Origin of the sequence: uncultured Tessaracoccus sp. (assembly GCF_947255005.1) — a bacterium.
GTDB lineage: Bacteria > Actinomycetota > Actinomycetes > Propionibacteriales > Propionibacteriaceae > Arachnia.
On record NZ_CAMYFI010000001.1, the window covers coordinates 168,498 to 187,003 of the forward strand.

General features: G+C 63.8%; 12 protein-coding genes. 7 read left to right on the forward strand and 5 right to left on the reverse strand.

Annotated elements, in window-relative coordinates; translation table 11 throughout:
• The first annotated feature begins 99 nt into the window (after positions 1–99).
• Positions 100–1,578, forward strand: a complete 1,479-nt coding sequence (locus tag Q0X61_RS00740; RefSeq protein WP_297739309.1) for a carboxyl transferase domain-containing protein — start codon at positions 100–102, stop codon at positions 1,576–1,578.
• 18 nt (positions 1,579–1,596) lie between these two features.
• Here Q0X61_RS00740 and Q0X61_RS00745 read toward each other — a convergent pair whose 3' ends face one another.
• The 4 genes from Q0X61_RS00745 to Q0X61_RS00760 all read right to left on the reverse strand — a co-directional run bounded on the left by Q0X61_RS00745 (position 1,597) and on the right by Q0X61_RS00760 (position 5,653).
• Positions 1,597–2,928, reverse strand: a complete 1,332-nt coding sequence (locus Q0X61_RS00745) for a hypothetical protein (RefSeq protein ID WP_297739312.1) — start codon at positions 2,926–2,928, stop codon at positions 1,597–1,599.
• Positions 2,929–3,015: 87 nt separating this feature from the next.
• A complete protein-coding gene (locus Q0X61_RS00750) occupies positions 3,016–3,780 on the reverse strand; it encodes an amino acid ABC transporter ATP-binding protein (RefSeq protein WP_297739356.1) in 765 nt (254 codons plus the stop codon).
• Between the two features lie 5 nt (positions 3,781–3,785).
• Positions 3,786–4,730: an amino acid ABC transporter permease gene (locus Q0X61_RS00755; protein ID WP_297739315.1), complete on the reverse strand. Its 945-nt coding sequence runs from the start codon at positions 4,728–4,730 to the stop codon at positions 3,786–3,788.
• A 5-nt stretch (positions 4,731–4,735) separates the two neighbouring features.
• Positions 4,736–5,653: an ABC transporter substrate-binding protein gene (locus Q0X61_RS00760; protein WP_297739318.1), complete on the reverse strand. Its 918-nt coding sequence runs from the start codon at positions 5,651–5,653 to the stop codon at positions 4,736–4,738.
• Positions 5,654–6,082: 429 nt separating this feature from the next.
• Here Q0X61_RS00760 and rplJ point away from each other — a divergent pair, with 429 nt between their 5' ends.
• The 6 genes from rplJ to Q0X61_RS00790 all read left to right on the forward strand — a co-directional run bounded on the left by rplJ (position 6,083) and on the right by Q0X61_RS00790 (position 17,072).
• Complete coding sequence (gene rplJ / locus Q0X61_RS00765) at positions 6,083–6,697, forward strand: 50S ribosomal protein L10 (protein ID WP_297739321.1); 615 nt, start codon at positions 6,083–6,085, stop codon at positions 6,695–6,697.
• Positions 6,698–6,745: 48 nt separating this feature from the next.
• Complete coding sequence (gene rplL, locus Q0X61_RS00770; RefSeq protein WP_297739324.1) at positions 6,746–7,144, forward strand: 50S ribosomal protein L7/L12; 399 nt, start codon at positions 6,746–6,748, stop codon at positions 7,142–7,144.
• Positions 7,145–7,587: 443 nt separating this feature from the next.
• Positions 7,588–7,851 carry a hypothetical protein gene (locus tag Q0X61_RS00775; protein ID WP_297739327.1) on the forward strand — a complete coding sequence of 88 codons (264 nt, stop codon included), beginning with the start codon at positions 7,588–7,590 and terminating at the stop codon, positions 7,849–7,851.
• Between the two features lie 157 nt (positions 7,852–8,008).
• On the forward strand, positions 8,009–9,238 hold the full coding sequence (locus tag Q0X61_RS00780; protein WP_297739331.1) for a hypothetical protein: 1,230 nt from the start codon (positions 8,009–8,011) through the stop codon (positions 9,236–9,238).
• A gap of 336 nt (positions 9,239–9,574) precedes the next feature.
• Positions 9,575–13,048, forward strand: a complete 3,474-nt coding sequence (rpoB, locus tag Q0X61_RS00785; RefSeq protein ID WP_297739334.1) for a DNA-directed RNA polymerase subunit beta — start codon at positions 9,575–9,577, stop codon at positions 13,046–13,048.
• A gap of 73 nt (positions 13,049–13,121) precedes the next feature.
• Positions 13,122–17,072: a DNA-directed RNA polymerase subunit beta' gene (locus Q0X61_RS00790; protein ID WP_297739337.1), complete on the forward strand. Its 3,951-nt coding sequence runs from the start codon at positions 13,122–13,124 to the stop codon at positions 17,070–17,072.
• Between the two features lie 268 nt (positions 17,073–17,340).
• Here the strand turns inward: Q0X61_RS00790 and Q0X61_RS00795 are convergent, their stop codons facing one another.
• Positions 17,341–18,258 carry a DUF559 domain-containing protein gene (locus tag Q0X61_RS00795; protein ID WP_297739340.1) on the reverse strand — a complete coding sequence of 306 codons (918 nt, stop codon included), beginning with the start codon at positions 18,256–18,258 and terminating at the stop codon, positions 17,341–17,343.
• Positions 18,259–18,506 lie beyond the last annotated feature (248 nt).

Consider the following 18,506-nt stretch of genomic DNA (forward strand, 5'->3'; position numbering starts at 1 on the left):
TCCGACGCTGAGGGTGGTGGATTCCCGCAAGGGCAATCACGCCCCGCGTCGCAGCGCTAGGCTTGCAGGACATGCTCTACTGCCCGGAGGAGTACGACGATGTCCCTCGGTTTGGACCCGCTGATTGACTGCATCCTTGACCCCGGCTCACGCGTGTCGTGGGACGCGCCGATGTCGGATCCGCCGCCCACCGACGCCTACATCATGTCGCTGCGCCGCGCCCGGGTGCGCACTGGCCGCGACGAGTCTGTCCTCACCTGTGAGGGCACCATCCGCGGACGCAGAGTGGCGGTGATCGGTGGCGACCCGGAGTTTCTGGGAGGATCGATCGGGGTCGCTGCGGGCGAGCGGTTAACCTGTGCGATCGAACGCGCCACAGCGGAGCGGCTGCCGATCGTCGCGCTGCCCGTGGGCGGTGGCACGCGGATGCAGGAGGGCACCGTGGCGTTCCTGCAGATGGTGAAGATCACCAGTGCCGTGATGGCGCACAAGCGCGAGCACCTGCCCTACCTCGTGTACCTGCGTGACCCCACGATGGGGGGAGTGTTCGCGTCGTGGGGCTCGCTGGGGCAGGTAACCCTCGCGGAGCCGGGGGCGCTGGTCGGTTTCCTGGGGCCCAGAGTCTACAAGGCCATCTACGGGCAGCCATTCCCGGCGGGGGTGCAGCTTTCCGACAACCTGGCGGAGCGTGGGGTGATCGATCGAGTGCTGCCGCCGGAGGCGCTCGCCGAAGAGTTGGCGAGGATCTTGGAGGTTGTCTGCAGCCGACCCACCGGCTACGAGCAGCACGAATCGCAGGCTCCTGCGCGGCTGCGCGAGTGGGACGCCTGGGATTCGATCACCCGCACCCGCCGCGACGACCGGCCCGGCCTGCGCGACCTGCTGGAGGTGGCAGCCCAGGACGTAACGATGCTCAACGGCACCGGCGACGGCGAGACGCATCCCGGACAGGTGCTGGCCCTGGCCCGGTGGGGCAATGCGCCGAGTGTGGTCGTCGGGCAGGACCGCAGCGATCAGGGTCGGCCCCTGGATCCAGCGGCGCTGCGCGAGGTGCGGCGCGGAATCCGGCTTGCGAAGGAGCTCGACCTCCCGCTGGTGAGCGTCATCGACACCCCCGGGGCGGCGCTGTCGAAGGAGGCGGAAGAGCGTGGCCTGGCGTCGGAGATCGCGCGGACGTTGAGCGAGTTGCTGTCGCTGCGCACACCGACGGTGTCCCTCCTGCTCGGTCAGGGCACGGGCGGGATTGCGCTGGCGTTGGCGCCGGCCGACCGTGTGGTGTGCAGTGAGCACGCCTGGCTCTCCCCGCTTCCGCCGGAAGGAGCATCGGCGATTGTCCACCGAGACACCGCCCACGCCGCCGACCTGGCGCGTGCGCAGGGGGTCAGGTCAGCGGACCTGATGGCGGCGGGCATCGTCGACAGGATCGTGCCCGAGCCAGACGATCTCGTGGCGGGGAGGCAGGAGTTCTGCGCCGAGCTCGGCAGGGTGCTCCATGACGCGGTCCTGCGGGTTATCGCGATGCCCGCCGATCGCAGGCTACAGGCGCGCAGGGAGCGGTTCCGGACACTCGGCTGGTGAGGTCGGGTCGGCGCGGCCTCAGGTCAGAGCCTCGACGAGCCCCGACACCTTCTCCAGTTGGGTGCGGAACTCGCCCCCGTCGATGCCTCGGATACTGCGGCAGCGCGTCGCGAGATGCGTGTGGAAGTGTTGGTCCCCCTGATCCTCGCGCAGCGCGTCAGCCACTTCGGGCCGGAGCCGGTCGGTGCCTTCGTCGAACCTGCTCCCTGCGCGGCGCTGCCAGCCTTCGAGCAGGTCGATGCGAGTGGCGGTGAGGTCGGAGAGGCGTGCGGCGAATTCTCCGAGCGCGTGGACTCTGTCGACCACCTCGCCCACGCGGCGCAGGATCGTCGGGATGGTCTGGTCGATCGTGGTGAGCAGCAGCCGCATGGCGCGGCGGGTGGGCATGGGGCCGAGGGCTGCTTCGCAGAGTTCGACGGCGGCGTGGGTGAGGGCCTCGCTGTGCAGGACCGCGAGCGCGAGCTGCCACTGGGCATCGTCGAGTGGTGCGACGAGCGTCCGGGCGGTGGCGCGGTACTCGTCGGTGACGGCGCGCTGTTCGTGGGCGCTGCCGATCCACTGGCGCACGGAGAAGGCCTGTTGGCCGATGCCATTGTGGATGAGGATGTGGTCGAAGGCCTGTGCCTGTGCGCCTGCGGAGTTGGCGATCACGTCCAACCGGTGTGCGGCGCCGGCGAGGGAGGAGGTGAGGCTGTGCAGCCCGTCGAGTTGAGGGAGCCAACGCTGGAGGAGGGTGTCGAGCCAGCGGGTCTCGGCGAGGAGTAGCCGGTGATAGCCGTCGCCGGAGGGCCACTGGCGGCCGTTGCGCAGTTGTGCCCGATGACGCACCTCGGCCGGGAGCGCGGTGCGGGTGAAACTCTGGAGTCCGCCCTGCCCCGACTGCTGCAACAGCGCCTCGAGCTGCGCCTGACCTGCGCGGGCGACGACGTCTTCGACGGCCCCAGAGCCGCGGAAGACATCCTCAATGGAGCTGACGCCTGCGCAGCATTGATCGAAGCGTTGAAGTTCGGTTTCGACGCCGGGCCGCACCTGTAGCGCCAGTCGCCCGTCCTCCTGTGGCGTGATTACGGTGAACGTGCGGACGCTACGGCCGAGGTCATCACGCTGATCGAGATAACCGCACACAACCTGACCCTCGGCGAGCGCGTCGTGCATGGCGAGCGCAACCCCGGCAGGAACGAAGGGGTGGCGCATGATCTCGGGCGTGGTGCCGAGGAGCTTTTTGCGGGGGACACCGGCCAGGGCGGCGAAGGCGGCGTTCGTCTCGGAGATGAGTCCACGGGCGTTAGTGGCGGAGAAGAGGATCTCATGGATCCCCACCTCGTGGGCAGCTCCCGACGGGTTTGACACTGGTCCTCCTCGATGCGACGTCTACAGGGCTAACCTAGTGCCTCCACGGTGCAGGACGAAGCCCATTGTCAGATCATGAGCGTAGGGTCAGAGCACCTTCGCGAAAAAATCCTTTGTCCGCTGCTGCTGCGGGTTATCGATCACCTGCTGCGCGGCGCCACACTCGACGATTTCGCCGTCGTCCATGAACACCACATGGTCAGCCACTTCGCGCGCGAAACCCACCTCGTGGGTGACCACCAGCATCGTCATGCCGGTGGCGGCGAGCTCCTGCATAACGCCCAGTACTTCCCCGACAAGCTCCGGGTCGAGGGCGGATGTGGGCTCGTCGAAGAGCATGAGCTGCGGGTCCATCGCCAGTGCGCGGGCGATCGCGACGCGCTGCTGCTGGCCGCCGGAGAGCTGACCGGGGTAATGGTCAACGCGCTCACCCAGACCGACTCGTCTGAGTTCCTTCTCTGCGCGGTCCCGCGCCTCGGCCTTGGAAAGCCCGAGCACTTGCATGGGCGCCTCCATCACGTTGTGCAGGGCGGTCATGTGCGGAAATAGATTGAAGCGCTGGAAGACCATGCCGATCTTGGCGCGTTGGCGGGCGATGTCCTTGTCCGAACGACGATGCAGCACGTTCCTGCCTCGGCTGACGACCTCCTTCATGCCCATGAGCTCACCGTCGACGCGAATCCGTCCGGCCGAGATCTGTTCGAGCTCGTTGACGCAGCGCAGCAGCGTCGACTTCCCGGAGCCCGATGGGCCGAGCAGCACGCACACCTCACCCGCTGCCACGGTCAGGTCGACGCCTTTGAGGACGTGGAGATCGCCGAAGAACTTGTGGACTCCAGTGGCTTCGATCATCGCGGTCATGGCGTCACATCCAGGAAGAGGTCGTCGCCGGTGGTGCGGGCGGCGAGCACCGACCGCTGCCTGCTGCTCAGCCGCCTCGGACGGTCAGGGTCGAAGCCCTTGCCATAATAGGTTTCGATCCTCGACTGGCCCACCATCAGCAGCGACGTGATGAGCAGGTACCAGATCGCTGCGGTGATGAGCAGCGGCACAGGCAGGAAGCTCTGGTTGCCGATCGCCTGGGTAGCGAACGTGAGGTCGAGCGTGAACGGTACGGCCGTCACGAGTGAGGTGGTCTTTAACATCGAGATGGTTTCGTTGCCGGTGGGCGGCACGATGACACGCATCGCCTGGGGGATGATGATGCGGCGCAGTGTCGTCGAACGTTTCATGCCGAGGGCCGTCGAGGCCTCCCACTGCCCCCGGTCGATCGAGTTGAGGCCCGAACGCACGATCTCGGAGAGGTAGGCGCCCTCGTTGAGGCCGAGGCCCAGCAGAGCAGGCAGGAAACCCTTGGCGATGAATCCGTCCATGACAGCCTGGGTGTCGAAGGAGAACAGCTCGGGCCCGAACGGGATGCCGAAGGAGATCGTGGGATAGAGGATCGCGATGATGCCCCAGAAGATCAACTGGGTGTAGATCGGAGTGCCTCGGAAGAACCAGATGTAGGCGTAGGCCACGCCACGCAGGACCGGATTGGTGCTCATGCGCATGACGGCGGTGGTCACGGCGAGGGCAACGCCGAGCACCATCGAGGCGGCGGTGAGGGTCAGTGTCCACCCCACCCCTTGGAGGACACGAGAGTCAAACAGGTACTGCCCCACGACATCCCAGCGGTAGTTGGGGTTAGTCACCAGCGAGTAGGCGAGGCAGGCACTCAGCAGCGCGACGATAACCGCCGCCGCCCAGGTGCCTGGTCGGGGTACGGGCCGGGCGTCGATGAGATCGATGTTCTCGGGCATCAGCGTCACTGCTTCGGGTAGATCTCTGCCTTGGGCAGTGCCGCACCTTCGGTGCCCCAACTCGCCATGATCTTGTCGTAGGTGCCTTCATCCATGAGGTGCTGCATCGCCTTCTGCACCGCTTCGGTGAGTGCCGGGTCATCCTTGGCCACGACGATGCCCTGGGGTGCCGAGTCAATGACGTCGCCCACGACTTCGATTTGTTTGTTGGTGAGCACACTGGCGTAGCTGGCCACGGTGGAGTCGGCGTAGAATGCGTCGGCCTTGCCGCCGATGACGTTCGTGGCGGCATCGGAATGTGAGGAGTAGACGAGCACGTTGATAGGCTCCATCCCCCCGTCGGTGCACTTCTTCGTCCGCATCTGCAGGTCCTCGTGCTGCCAGGTGCCGTTTTGGACGGCGATGGCCTTGCCGCAGAGATTCGCGGGGTCGAAGCCCTTTGGATTGCCGGTCTTGGCCGCAAATGAGGAGCCAACCTCAGAGATGCTGATCATCGTGTAGCTGGCCGTGCGCTCGTCGGTGATGGTGAACGCGGAGATGCCGAGGTCGTACTTCGAGCCGATGCCGGGCAGCAGGGAGGCGAACTCGCCGGGGCTCACCTCCGTCTCGACGCCGAGGACCTTGCCCAAGGCTTTGCCGAGGTCAATCTCGTAGCCGATGGGCGTCTGCAGGTCCGCTGCGCGGAACTCGGCGGGGGCGTAGTCGATCGACGCGCCGATGACGAGCTTGCCCTTGTCCTTGATGGCGGAGGGCAGGAGATTCGCGATCTCGTCGACCTTCTTCACACCGGACACGTCGTAGGTGCGATCGTTGCCTGCCGGCTTGGCGGCATCAGAACCACGGCCCGACTGGTCCGGTGAGTCTCCGCCGCAGGCGGTGAGGATGAGCGCGGCGCACACGCCGCCGATGATGATCTTTCGCATGTTGAGTCTCCTTCTGCACGTCCATAGGAATAGTAATGCAGAAAGAGGAATAATTACCAATCAGGCGTCTGTGTGCTTGTCGAGAGAGTTTGGAAAGTCGACCGATATCCTCCACGTGCAGCTCGTTACCCCCTGAATTTGTCGCTCATGTGCTGCGCGTGGAGGATAACGGTCAACGTTCGCGGTGAATACGCTGTGGTCGGCGCTCGAAGGTAGTCGATTTGGTGCCCGGAGTGCGTGTGCGTATAGTTGCTGGAGCCGAAGACCGCAGGTGGCGAAGCCATAACGCCCGTAGGGCACCCGCGCAGGTGACCGTGAGAGCACTGCCGTGCTGCCCCGCGCCACCGGCCGGGGCTTTTTTGTTGTGGGTCACTTGCATTCGGTGCCGAAGCCGCAAGCTTCGGCGATGATGAACCGGAAGGAGACCCAATGGCAAGGCCGGACAAGGTTGCCAAGGTGCAGGAGCTCGTTGCTCGCTTCAACGACTCCGATGCCGCTGTGCTGACCGAGTACCGCGGCCTCACCGTGAAGGAGCTGCAGGATCTGCGTCGCTCCTTTGGTGGGGACGCCACCTATGCCGTTGCGAAGAACACCCTGACGAAGATCGCAGCCAAGGAAGCTGGCATCGAAGGCATCGAGGACACCCTCAACGGCCCCACCGCTATCGCTTTCATCACTGGCGACATCGCTTCCGTCACCAAGGGTCTCAAGAACTTCGCAAAGGATAATCCGTCTCTGGCCATCAAGGGCGGCGTCATGGACGGCAAGTTCCTCGACGCCAAGGCTGTGCTCAAGCTGGCAGACCTCGAATCGCGCGAGGTGCTGCTCGGCAAGCTGGCGGGTGGCCTCAAGGCCAACCTGTCCAAGGCTGCGTACGCCTTCGCTGCTCCCGCATCCAAGCTCGCCCGCGTTGTGGGCGCGCTGGAGTCGAAGGCGAAGGACAACCCTGATCTCATCGGTGGCGCTGGCGAAAAGCCTGCCGCCGAGGCCACTGAGACCCCCGCCGCGGAAGCGGCAACCGAAGCAGCAGACGCTGCGGAATGATCCGTTGCAGCCGCTGCTGCTGCGACCAAACTGAAAGGAACGCCAACCATGGCGAAGCTCACCAACGAAGAGCTCCTTGACGCTTTCAAGGAGATGACCCTCATCGAACTCTCCGAGTTCGTGAAGCTGTTCGAAGAGACCTTCGACGTTACTGCTGCCGCTCCGGTTGCCGTCGCGGCCGCCGCCGCTCCTGCCGCTGCTGGTGGCGAGGGCGACGACTCCGCCGACGCGGGCGACGACAAGGTCGATGTCATCCTCACCGACGGTGGCTCCAAGAAGATCGCCGTCATTAAGGAAGTTCGCGCGCTCACCTCGCTCGGTCTCAAGGACGCCAAGGACCTCGTCGAGGGTGCTCCGAAGCCTGTCCTCGAGCAGGTCGACAAGGAAACCGCTACCAAGGCGAAGGAAGCCCTCGAGGCTGCCGGCGGTTCCGTCGAGCTTAAGTGATTGCAGCGCTTCGGCGCGTCAATTCCGCACGTGGCCCGTTCCCAGTAGGGAGCGGGCCACGTGCATGTTCTACTTCAGCTGTGTTTCTTGAGGAGTCGAAGAACGAGCTCCAAGAAATGCTTGACTCCTGGGAGGGGGGGCAAATTATTCTCTAAGGGGAGCAACATAGCTCTCACCAAATGATTTCTCTAGGAGGGGAAACGATGCAACGGCTTTCCAGAGTGATTGTAGTTGCGTTGGGCGTGCTACTTCGCAACGGCTGCGGCATTCGTTTCGGGGCCTGTTGGCCCGATCATGGCGGGCGCTTGTGGAGTTGCTGCGGGAATAGCGTCATGGGCTGATACTCAGGGGGAAGTGCATCTCGGTGCGCAGGACCTAAGTAACACCGTGTAGTACTCCTTGGATCAGAACCTGCTGAGAAATCAAAGAAAGGAGCGGATGGCATGGGCGTTCTCGTTGTACTCGCAGTGATCTGTGTAGCCGGGCTCATCATCGTCGATTCCGGTGAACGGTGGATCATCCTGCTGCAAGCTGGTTTGCTGTTGGGGGCCGTACTCCCGGCGCTCGTTGCATGGCTTCAGGGGCACTCAGTTGGTGCCGCCGAAGGGATGCTTGCAGCAGCAGCTTTGTTCGGCTTTGCTGGACAGATGTTCAAGCTTGTTGTGCGGCGCTCGGCAGGGCGGAAGGATTATGAGGCCGACGCCTAGATGTCTTGCATGAAAGAGCGTCGAGTTCAAGTGATCTCGTGATCTCGGCACGGTAGCGCAACCTGGCAGAAGGCCCATCCCCGCGCAGGGGATGGGCCTTCGTCGTCCCCGGTGCACCCCTTCGCTGTTACCCGCGAAGGACGAGAGAGGGAATGAAATGCGTCGACTCACCGCGTTGGCCGCTGCTGCAATCTTGGCCCTGACCGCCTGCATGGAGCCCACCGAAGGGCCGGCTGACAAGCCCACCCACGAGGCTTCCGGTCGCTGGCAGGAGTGGTTCGGTGACCATCCCGGCATCACACTCCTTGACGAGGAGCCGCGGCTTTCTGGACACAGCGGCCCGCAGGCCGTGGTTCGGGCGAACGACGCACAGGCCGTCGAGTCGCTCGTCGAGGCACTCGAACAGTTGCCCGACGAAGGGCTCGCCGTGACCATCGTCGTCGACATCGACGGCACCCGCTCCGAACTGCGCCACCTTCCCCATCACACGCTGGCCGAGTCCGTAGAGGCGCTGCTCGCACCCATGCCTAAAGGTGTGCGGCTCCGAGCCGTGGGTTACCCGACAGAGCACTGGATGGTCGATGAGGGTCTTCTCCCAGCGGAGGCGGCGCTCGACATCCGGTACTTCGCCGACGACATCCTTCCCGTCGCCCCCGAGCTCACTGCGCCTGACGACCACACGGTCTCGGTGTCGGACGGCGACTTCGGCGACAGCGGCGACGAGGTGCAACAGCTCGGCGGCAACGTCGAGGAACGCCACTGGAAAACCACGTTTCCCGAGTTCCGTGCCCTCGCCGAGGGGCTCGACGCCGCGATGTCCCTGGAATCGCCACCCACTGCGGTCGACTACGACGTCATCCGCTTCCAGCACCGCGCGTCCGCGATCACCGCGGCCCAGCAACTGGAGGACACCCCCTTGACCATCTCGACGATGCGCGGCGATGGCTCCTTGTATCTCTACCCACAACAACATTGGGAGACGACCGCGCCCACCCGTGATGAGCTCATCGCCTCTGCGAACGAGCACGAGGAGGTTTGGGTCGGCACGATCGACGGAGTAAGGCTCAAGTACACGGATCCCGATGCCTGCGCAGGGTTCCTCCATGATATGCCGACTGGGATGCCGCCATCGCGTTGGAGTGCGCGACCCGAAGCGGTGGCTTCCTCCTCGTTCGGGCGTCCGTGGCTGCACTTCCCAAGCTATTCGGGGATCTCCAGCCGGTTGTCGGGAACAGCGGGGGAGGAGTTCACTGGTACCCGGACTCCAAGGAGGGCGCGCTCTGGGAAGGGTGGGAGATCTCGCGTCGCAGATCCGGGCCCTACGAGCGCTCGGCTGGAGCGGCGAGGTCCAACTATCGCTTACCGGGGCATCGACCGACCCCGATAATCGTTGGGGCGCCAACGTCGGTTTCCGTTCCACGTCGACGGGTAAGACGACTGGCGTCGACGGCTCCACCGCCGGACAGCGTGGCAAGCTCCTGGAGGCCTGGGATGCGACGGCCGCCTCGTAATCGCGTGCCGGCCGTGGCAGATCTCTGCCTTCGTGGGTTAGACTCATTGCAGCGACAAGGTGGTCGTCGAGGGAGATCGGTTTTGTGTTGCCGTCCCCGACGTTTTTGCGTATAGTGGTTGTTTGCCCCTGTGTGCTTTTGCGCCCGAACTTGACACGGGCGCTTTAGCGTGCGGAAAATCCGCCACCAAGCGTTCTTGGAAGGACCGAATCTTGGCCACCTCGCGCTCCGCGTTGTTCAACACCAATGTCATCTCGCCCAGTGGTCGAATCTCGTTCGCGAAGATTTCCGAGCCTCTTGAGGTCCCCAACCTTCTCGACCTGCAGATCGACTCCTACAACTGGCTGATCGGTAGCGATACCTGGCAACGGTCCGTCGAAGAACGGCTCGCCGCCGGCCGTACCGACGTGAACACTCGCTCCGGCCTCGAAGAGATCTTCGAAGAGATTTCCCCCATCGAGGACTACAACGAGCAGATGTCGCTGTCGTTCCGCGACCACCGTTTCGAGGCACCGAAGTACAGTGTCGAAGAGTGCAAGGATCGCGACGTCACCTACGCCGCGCCGCTGTTCGTCACCGCTGAGTTCATCAACAACGAGACGGGCGAGATCAAGTCGCAGACCGTCTTCATTGGCGACTTCCCGCTGATGACCGACAAGGGCACGTTTATCGTCAACGGTACGGAGCGCGTCGTCGTGTCGCAGCTCGTGCGTTCGCCGGGCGTGTACTTCGAGCAGCTCCCCGACAAGACCTCCGACAAGGACATCTTCTCGACGAAGGTCATCCCGTCGCGTGGTGCCTGGCTCGAATTCGAGATCGACAAGCGCGACCTCGTCTCCGTCCGCCTCGACCGCAAGCGCAAGCAGAACGTCACGGTGCTGCTCAAGGCGCTCGGTTGGAGCGAGGAGAAGATCCTCGAAGAGCTCGGTGACTTCGATTCTATCCGCCAGACGCTGGAGAAGGACACCGTCGCTACCCAGGACGAGGCCCTGCTGGACATCTACCGCAAGCTGCGTCCGGGTGAGCCGCCGTCGCGTGAGAGCGCGCAGCAGTTGTTGGAGAACTACTACTTCAACCCCAAGCGTTACGATCTGGCCAAGGTTGGCCGCTACAAGATCAACAAGAAGCTCGGCTTGGACCTCCCGTTCGATCAGCAGGTGCTGACGATGGAAGACATCACCGCTGCCATCAAGTACGTCTGCGCGCTGCACGATCACCGTGAAGAGATCGACGGCAACCCCGTCGAAGCCGACGACATCGACCACTTCGGTAACCGTCGTCTGCGCACCGTGGGTGAGCTCATCCAGAACCAGCTGCGCACGGGGCTCGGGCGTATGGAACGCGTCGTGCGCGACCGCATGACCACGCAGGACATCGAGGCCATCACCCCGCAGACGCTCATCAACATTCGTCCTGTGACGGCTGCGCTGAAGGAATTCTTCGGCACCTCGCAGCTGTCGCAGTTCATGGATCAGAACAACCCTCTCGCGGGTCTCACACACAAGCGTCGCCTGTCTGCGCTTGGCCCTGGTGGACTCTCTCGCGATCGCGCTGGCATGGAAGTGCGCGACGTGCACCCGTCGCACTACGGACGCATGTGTCCGATTGAGACCCCGGAAGGTCCGAACATCGGTCTGATTGGCTCGCTCGCTTCCTTTGCTCGCGTGAACGCGTTCGGGTTCATCGAAACCCCGTACCGCAAGGTCGAAAACGGCAAGCTCACTGATCAGATCGACTACCTCACCGCTGATGAGGAAGACCGCTATGCCATCGCGCAGGCCAACGCCGCCGTCGACTCCAAGGGCAACCTTGTCGACGAGCGCGTCATGGTGCGCCTGAAGCGCGGCGACGTTGACCAGGTGCCGCGCGCCGACGTCGAATACATGGATGTCTCGCCGCGCCAGATGGTGTCCATCGCCACCGCGCTCATCCCGTTCCTGGAGCACGACGACGCGTCCCGTGCGCTCATGGGTGCCAATATGCAGCGGCAGGCGGTTCCGCTGATCCGCAACGAGGCCCCCTTCGTTGGCACGGGTATGGAATACCGTGCCGCGGTGGACGTCGGTGACGTGACGTTGGCGAAGAATGCCGGTGCGGTTACCTCGGTCACCGCAGACATCATCGAGGTCATGAACGACGACGGTACGTACTCCAACTACCGTCTGGAGAAGTTCGTTCGTTCGAATGCGGGCACGTGCATCAACCAGCGTCCGTTGGTGAAGCCAGGCGACCGTGTCGAGGTGGGAACGCCCATCGCCGATGGTCCTTGTACTGATCAGGGCGAGTTGGCGCTGGGCAAGAACCTGCTCGTCGCATTCATGCCGTGGGAGGGCCTTAACTACGAGGACGCCATCATCCTTTCCCAGCGCATCGTCCAAGACGACGTGCTGACCTCGATCCACATCGAGGAGCATGAAATCGACGCCCGCGACACCAAGTTGGGTGCGGAAGAGATCACGCGCGACATCCCCAACGTCTCCGACGAGATGCTCGCAGATCTCGACGAGCGTGGCATCGTGCGCATCGGTGCGGAAGTCGCCGCGGGTGATATCCTCGTCGGTAAGGTCACCCCGAAGGGTGAAACCGAGCTGACGCCCGAGGAGCGCTTGCTGCGCGCCATCTTCGGCGAGAAAGCCCGTGAGGTGCGCGACACCTCCCTCAAGGTTCCGCACGGTGAAGAGGGCACGGTCATCGGCGTGCGCGTCTTCGATGCTGAGGAGGGCGACGAGCTGCCGCCCGGCGTGAATCAGCTCGTCCGCGTGCACGTTGCGCAGAAGCGCAAGATCTCCGACGGTGACAAACTTGCTGGCCGCCACGGTAACAAGGGCGTCATCTCGAAGATCCTCCCCGTCGAGGACATGCCGTTCCTTGAAGACGGCACCCCCGTCGACATCATCCTCAACCCGCTCGGCGTGCCATCGCGAATGAACGTCGGCCAGGTGCTTGAAAACCACCTCGGCTGGCTTGCGAAGACCGGCTGGGACGTCACGGACGTGAAGGAAGAGTGGGCCGAGCGCCTCACCGAGGTCGGCATCGGCCGCGTCGAGGGCGACTCCCGCGTAGCGACGCCGGTGTTCGACGGTGCGGAGGAGAACGAGATCACCGGCCTGCTCGAGCACACGCTCACCACGCGCGACGGGCAGCGCCTGATTGACGGCACCGGCAAGGCGCGTCTTTTCGACGGTCGCTCGGGTGAGCCGTACCCGGAGAAGATCGGCGTCGGCTACATGTACATGCTGAAGCTGCACCACCTCGTCGACGACAAGATCCACGCCCGTTCCACCGGTCCGTACTCGATGATCACCCAGCAGCCGCTGGGCGGTAAGGCACAGTTCGGTGGTCAGCGCTTCGGTGAGATGGAGGTGTGGGCCCTCGAAGCGTACGGCGCTGCGTGGGCGCTGCAGGAGCTCCTCACCATCAAGTCCGACGATGTCCCCGGCCGCGTGAAGGTCTACGAGGCCATCGTGAAGGGCGAGAACATCCCCGAGCCCGGTATCCCTGAGTCGTTCAAGGTGCTCGTGAAGGAAATGAAATCGCTGTGCCTGAACGTCGAGGTGCTTTCCGGGGACGGCAAGATCATCGACCTTCGTGAATCTGAGGACGACATCCGTCACTCCGAAGACTTCGGCATTGACCTGGGTCGCCGCCCCGGCAGCGACAACTTCATGGATGTTGGCGAAGTCTGAGCCACTTCACCATCCGAAACACACTCAGACTTTTGAACCACCACCTACGTGAGTAGGGGAAAGAGAAGAACACGTGCTGGACGTCAACTTCTACGATGAACTTCGCATCGGACTCGCATCCGCGGACGAGGTCCGCGAGTGGTCGCACGGCGAAGTCAAGAAGCCAGAAACCATCAACTACCGCACCCTGAAACCCGAGCGCGACGGTCTCTTCTGCGAGAAGATTTTCGGCCCTACCCGCGACTGGGAGTGCTTCTGCGGTAAGTACAAGCGTGTCCGTTTCAAGGGCATCATTTGCGAGCGCTGTGGCGTGGAGGTCACCCGCTCCAACGTTCGTCGCGAGCGCATGGGCCACATCGAGCTGGCAGCGCCCGTGACGCACATCTGGTACTTCAAGGGTGTGCCGAGCCGCCTGGGCTACCTGCTCGACATCGCGCCGAAAGACCTCGAGAAGGTCATCTACTTCGCCGCGCACATGATCACCTCCGTCGACGAGGAAGCTCGCCACCGCGACCTCTCGTCGCTGCAGGCCAAGGTCGAGGTCGAGACCAAGCAAGTCGCCCAGCGTCGCGACGCCGATATTGAAGCGCGCATGACGAAGCTGGAAGAGGATCTCGCGCAGCTGGAGAGCGAGGGCGCCGAGGCGTCGGCGATCAAGAAGACCCGCGACATGGGTGAGAAGGAATGCGAGCAGATCCGTAAGCGTGCTCAGCGCCAGCTGGATCGCATCGATGAGGTGTGGCAGCGTTTTAAGACCCTCAAGGTGCAAGACCTCGAAGGCGACGAGACGCTTTACCGCGAGATGAAGAAGCGCTTCGGCCGCTACTTCGAAGGCTACATGGGCGCAGAGGCGGTACAAAAGCGCCTCGAGTCATTCGACCTGAAGGCTGAGGAAGAGAGTCTTCGCGAGATCATCGCGACGGCGAAGGGCCAGCGCAAGACCCGCGCGCTCAAGCGTCTGAAAGTCGTCGGTGCGTTTCTCGCAGGCAAGCACGCTCCGAGCTCCATGGTACTCGACTGCGTGCCCGTGATCCCACCGGACCTGCGCCCCATGGTGCAGCTCGATGGTGGCCGCTTCGCCACGTCGGACTTGAACGACCTCTACCGTCGCGTTATCAACCGCAACAACCGGCTGAAGCGCCTGCTCGACTTGGGTGCGCCCGAGATCATCGTCAATAACGAGAAGCGCATGCTTCAGGAAGCCGTCGATTCGCTGTTCGACAACGGTCGTCGCGGCCGTCCCGTCACGGGCCCCGGCAACCGCCCGCTGAAGTCGATCTCCGACATGCTGAAGGGCAAGCAGGGCCGCTTCCGCCAGAACCTGCTCGGTAAGCGCGTTGACTACTCAGGCCGTTCGGTGATCGTCGTGGGTCCGCAGCTCAAGCTGCACCAGTGTGGTCTGCCGAAGGCCATGGCGCTCGAGCTATTCAAGCCATTCGTGATGAAGCGCCTGGACGACCTGAACCACGCGCAGAACATCAAGGCTGCCAAGCGCATGGTGGAGCGTCACCGCCCAGTCGTGTGGGATGTGCTCGAAGAGGTCATCGCTGAGCACCCCGTCATGCTGAACCGTGCGCCCACGCTGCACCGCCTGGGTATTCAGGCGTTCGAGCCGCAGCTCATCGAAGGCAAGGCCATTCAGCTGCACCCGCTCGTGTGTGCCGCGTTTAACGCTGACTTCGACGGCGACCAGATGGCTGTCCATCTGCCGCTGTCCGCCGAAGCACAGGCCGAGGCTCGCATCCTGATGCTCTCGACGAACAACATTTTGAAGCCGGCGGATGGCCGCCCGGTGACGGTCCCGTCGCACGAGATGATTATTGGTGCGTACTGGCTCACCATGGAGCGCCCGGAGCTGGAGGGCGCTGGGCAGGCGTTCAGCTCGGTAGCCGAAGCCGTCATGGCGTACGACGCGGGCGACTTGAAGGTCGGCGCGCCCATTAAGCTGCGCCTGCGCGACATCGTGCCTCCCGCTGAGTACGCCGACAAGGTGCGCGCCGATGGGTCCGTCGTGATCGAAACCACGCTTGGCCGTGCGCTGTTCAACGAGGTTTTGCCCGACGACTTCCCATACGTCAACGAGCACATTGGCAAGAAGGGCATTGGCAAGATCGTCAACGATCTCGCTGAGCGCTACCCGACGCCCGTGGCCGTGCAGACGCTCGACGCACTGAAGGATCTGGGCTTTTATTGGGGCACCCGTTCCGGTGTCACCGTCTCGATTCACGACGTGCAGACGCCGGCGAATAAGGCGGAGATCCTCGCCGCCTATGACAAGCGCGCGTCGAAGATTGACCGCCTTTACGAGCGTGGTTCCGTGACGGAAGACGAGCGTCGCCAGGAGCTCATCTCCATCTGGACCGACGCCACGGCAGAGCTCACGGAAGCGATGCGCAAGAACTTCACCCGCACCAACCCGATCTTCATGATGGTGGATTCGGGCGCACGAGGAAACATGACCCAGATGCGTCAGATCGCAGCCATGCGTGGCCTCGTGGCAAACCCGCGGGGCGACATTATCGCGCGCCCCATTAAGTCGAACTTCCGCGAAGGTCTGTCGGTGTTGGAGTACTTCATCTCCACCCACGGTGGACGTAAGGGCCAGGCTGACACCGCACTGCGCACCGCAGAGTCGGGTTACCTCACCCGGCGTCTCGTCGATGTCTCGCAGGACGTCATCATCCGTGAGGAAGACTGCGGCACGTCGCGCGGCTTGGTGAAGCCGATTGCTCGGTGGACGAAGCCTGGTGTCGACGAGGCGGGCAAGGCCATCGCTGTGCCTGCCGAGCCGTTCGAGGAGGGCGCCACTGTCGAGACGAGCCCGAATGTCGAGACCGCCGTCTACGCCCGCTGCCTGGCTGCCGACGTCACGAATCCCGATGGGGAAGTGTTGTTGGAGGCCGGTGCCGACTTGGGTGATGCGAACATCCATGATCTGGTGAAGGCCGGTGTGACCGAGGTGAAGGTTCGCTCCGTGCTCACCTGCGAGTCCGCTGTCGGCGCCTGCGCGATGTGCTACGGCCGCTCGCTGGCTTCCGGCAAGGTGGTGGATGTGGGCGAGGCCGTCGGTATCGTCGCGGCGCAGTCCATTGGCGAGCCAGGCACCCAGCTCACGATGCGTACCTTCCACACCGGTGGCGTGGCTGGCGACGACATCACGCAGGGTCTGCCTCGTGTGCAGGAGCTGTTCGAGGCACGCCAGCCGAAGGGCAAGGCGCCGATCGCGGAGGCAGACGGCACCGTTCGTATCGAGGACGGCGACCGGAACCGCAAGATCATCATCGTCCGTGATGATGGTGGAGAAGACCTCGAGTACCCGATCGCGCGTCGTACGCGCCTCGAATTCGAGGACGGCAACGGCCAGCGCATTCGCATTGCCGACGGTGTGCATGTCTCCATCGGTCAGCAGCTCACCGCCGGTCAGGTCGACCCGCACGACGTGCTCCGCATTCGCGGTCTGCGCAAGGTGCAGGAGTACCTCGTCGACGGTGTGCAGAAGGTGTACGCCACGCAGGGTGCTCCCATCCACGACAAGCACATCGAGATCATCATCCGCCAGATGCTGCGTCGGGTGACCGTGATCGAGTCGGGCGACACCGACATGATGCCTGGCGAACTCGTCGACCGTTCGGCGTACGAGGCCGCCAACCGCAAGGCTGTCACCGAGGGAGGCCGCCCCGCGGAGGGCCGTCCGGTGCTCATGGGCATCACCAAGGCATCGCTGGCTACGGATTCGTGGCTGTCCGCTGCGTCCTTCCAGGAGACGACGAAGGTGCTCACCGACGCCGCCATTCAGGGCAAGAGTGACTCGCTCGTCGGCCTCAAGGAGAACGTCATCCTCGGTAAGCTCATCCCGGCTGGTACTGGTCTTGACCGCTACCGCAACATCCGGGTTGAGCCGACGGAGGAGGCTCGAGCGCAGGCCTATACGATGACCTACGATCCCTACGACTACTCGTTTGGGTCCGACGGTTCCGGTGCTGCAGTGCCGCTGGACGACCTCGACTTCGGCGAGCTTCGCTGATCGGATCGGTCTGATCGACGTGACAGGGCGTCGGGCTTCGGCCCGGCGCCCTTCGTCGTCCTGGCTGTTGGTGACGGGGTACCCGCCCACCAGGCGCGGACCCCGTCGGGCACAGGGCGCCTCACCCCCCCCATGCACCTGCAACCTATGCGGCAACAGAGCGGATCAAGTGTCACCTGCCTCCTGACGGTGTTTCGTCGCGGCCAGGCAGCTGACACTTGATCCGCGGCTGAGCCGCACAGGTTACTCCTGCCTGGTGGGTGAGAAGTCAGTGCCTGGGGCAGCGGGAGCAGCGACGGGCCTCACCTCTCCACCCCTTCGACCGTAAGATTTGGACGATCTCACGAGCGACGGCACAAGGGTCTCCGACGACATCCTGCCAGCCATAGCGCAGGGTGGTGTATCCCAGGTGGGCGTTCCGGTTGTCACGCCGACGGTCGCGAAAGGCATGCCTGCCGTCGTGGCCGAGGTGCCCGTCGAGCTCGATCAATGTGCTGTAATCCTCCAAGCTGATGTCGGTGTACTGCCCAGGCGCTACGCGGACCTGTCTGGCTAGGCCATCGAGCCCGTGGGCGCACTCCACAAAGGTTCGAAAGCGTTCCTCGAGGTGGCTGTGGATGCCGTCGGCAACGTCGCCGAGTACTTCCAAGATGATCTGACGCCCGGGGAGATTCATTCTGCCCACGGCGAGGGCACGCAGCCGCTCGGCGGTGGTCATCCGGGATGTCAGCACGTCGGCCAGGAAACTGAGCGTTGTGGTTGGACCGAGCGACGTGCAGACGTCGAGTGCAGTCTGTTCGGGCGACGTGACGGGCAGCTCGCCGCGGCCCGTAGCAGCTGTGTTGTGAAACACCCAGCAGCCTCGATTGCGTGCACGGCGAGGGACCAACACGTCGATGGTATTCGGCGCTGACACCCAATTGTAGATGTGCGCCGCGGTGTTGTAGCCCAGCACGGCGTTCTCGCCGCCCAGCAAATAGCCTGCCCAGGCGTGAGCGAGCCAGGGTGGGTCGGGGGAGAGCGAATAGATGCCGCGCACCATCCGCCACCACAGCTTGTCATCGAGTGCGCGTTGGATGACGTGCCGAGTGAGCCCAAAGGCGCTCACCTGCTTGTGGCTGATGACGCCGGACTGTCGTCGTGCCACGGCCCAGAGGTCGTCGGGAATGCATTGCTTATGTTTCATCACACCCTTTGTTATGGCAGCGAGCAACCCCAAACTTGCATCGCGAAGCAAATCTGTGGATAACTCTTGTCAGTGCCTGTGCCCCCCGCCGCTCCGGGCAGACGTAACCTGTGCGGCTCAGTCCCGGCACTGGTGTCACCTGCCTAGCTGCGACGAGGCGCCGTCGGGAGGCAGGTGACACTTGATCCGCTCTGTTGCCGCACAGGTTGCAGGTGCCGGGTGAGGAAACCATGCCGCGACAGGCGACG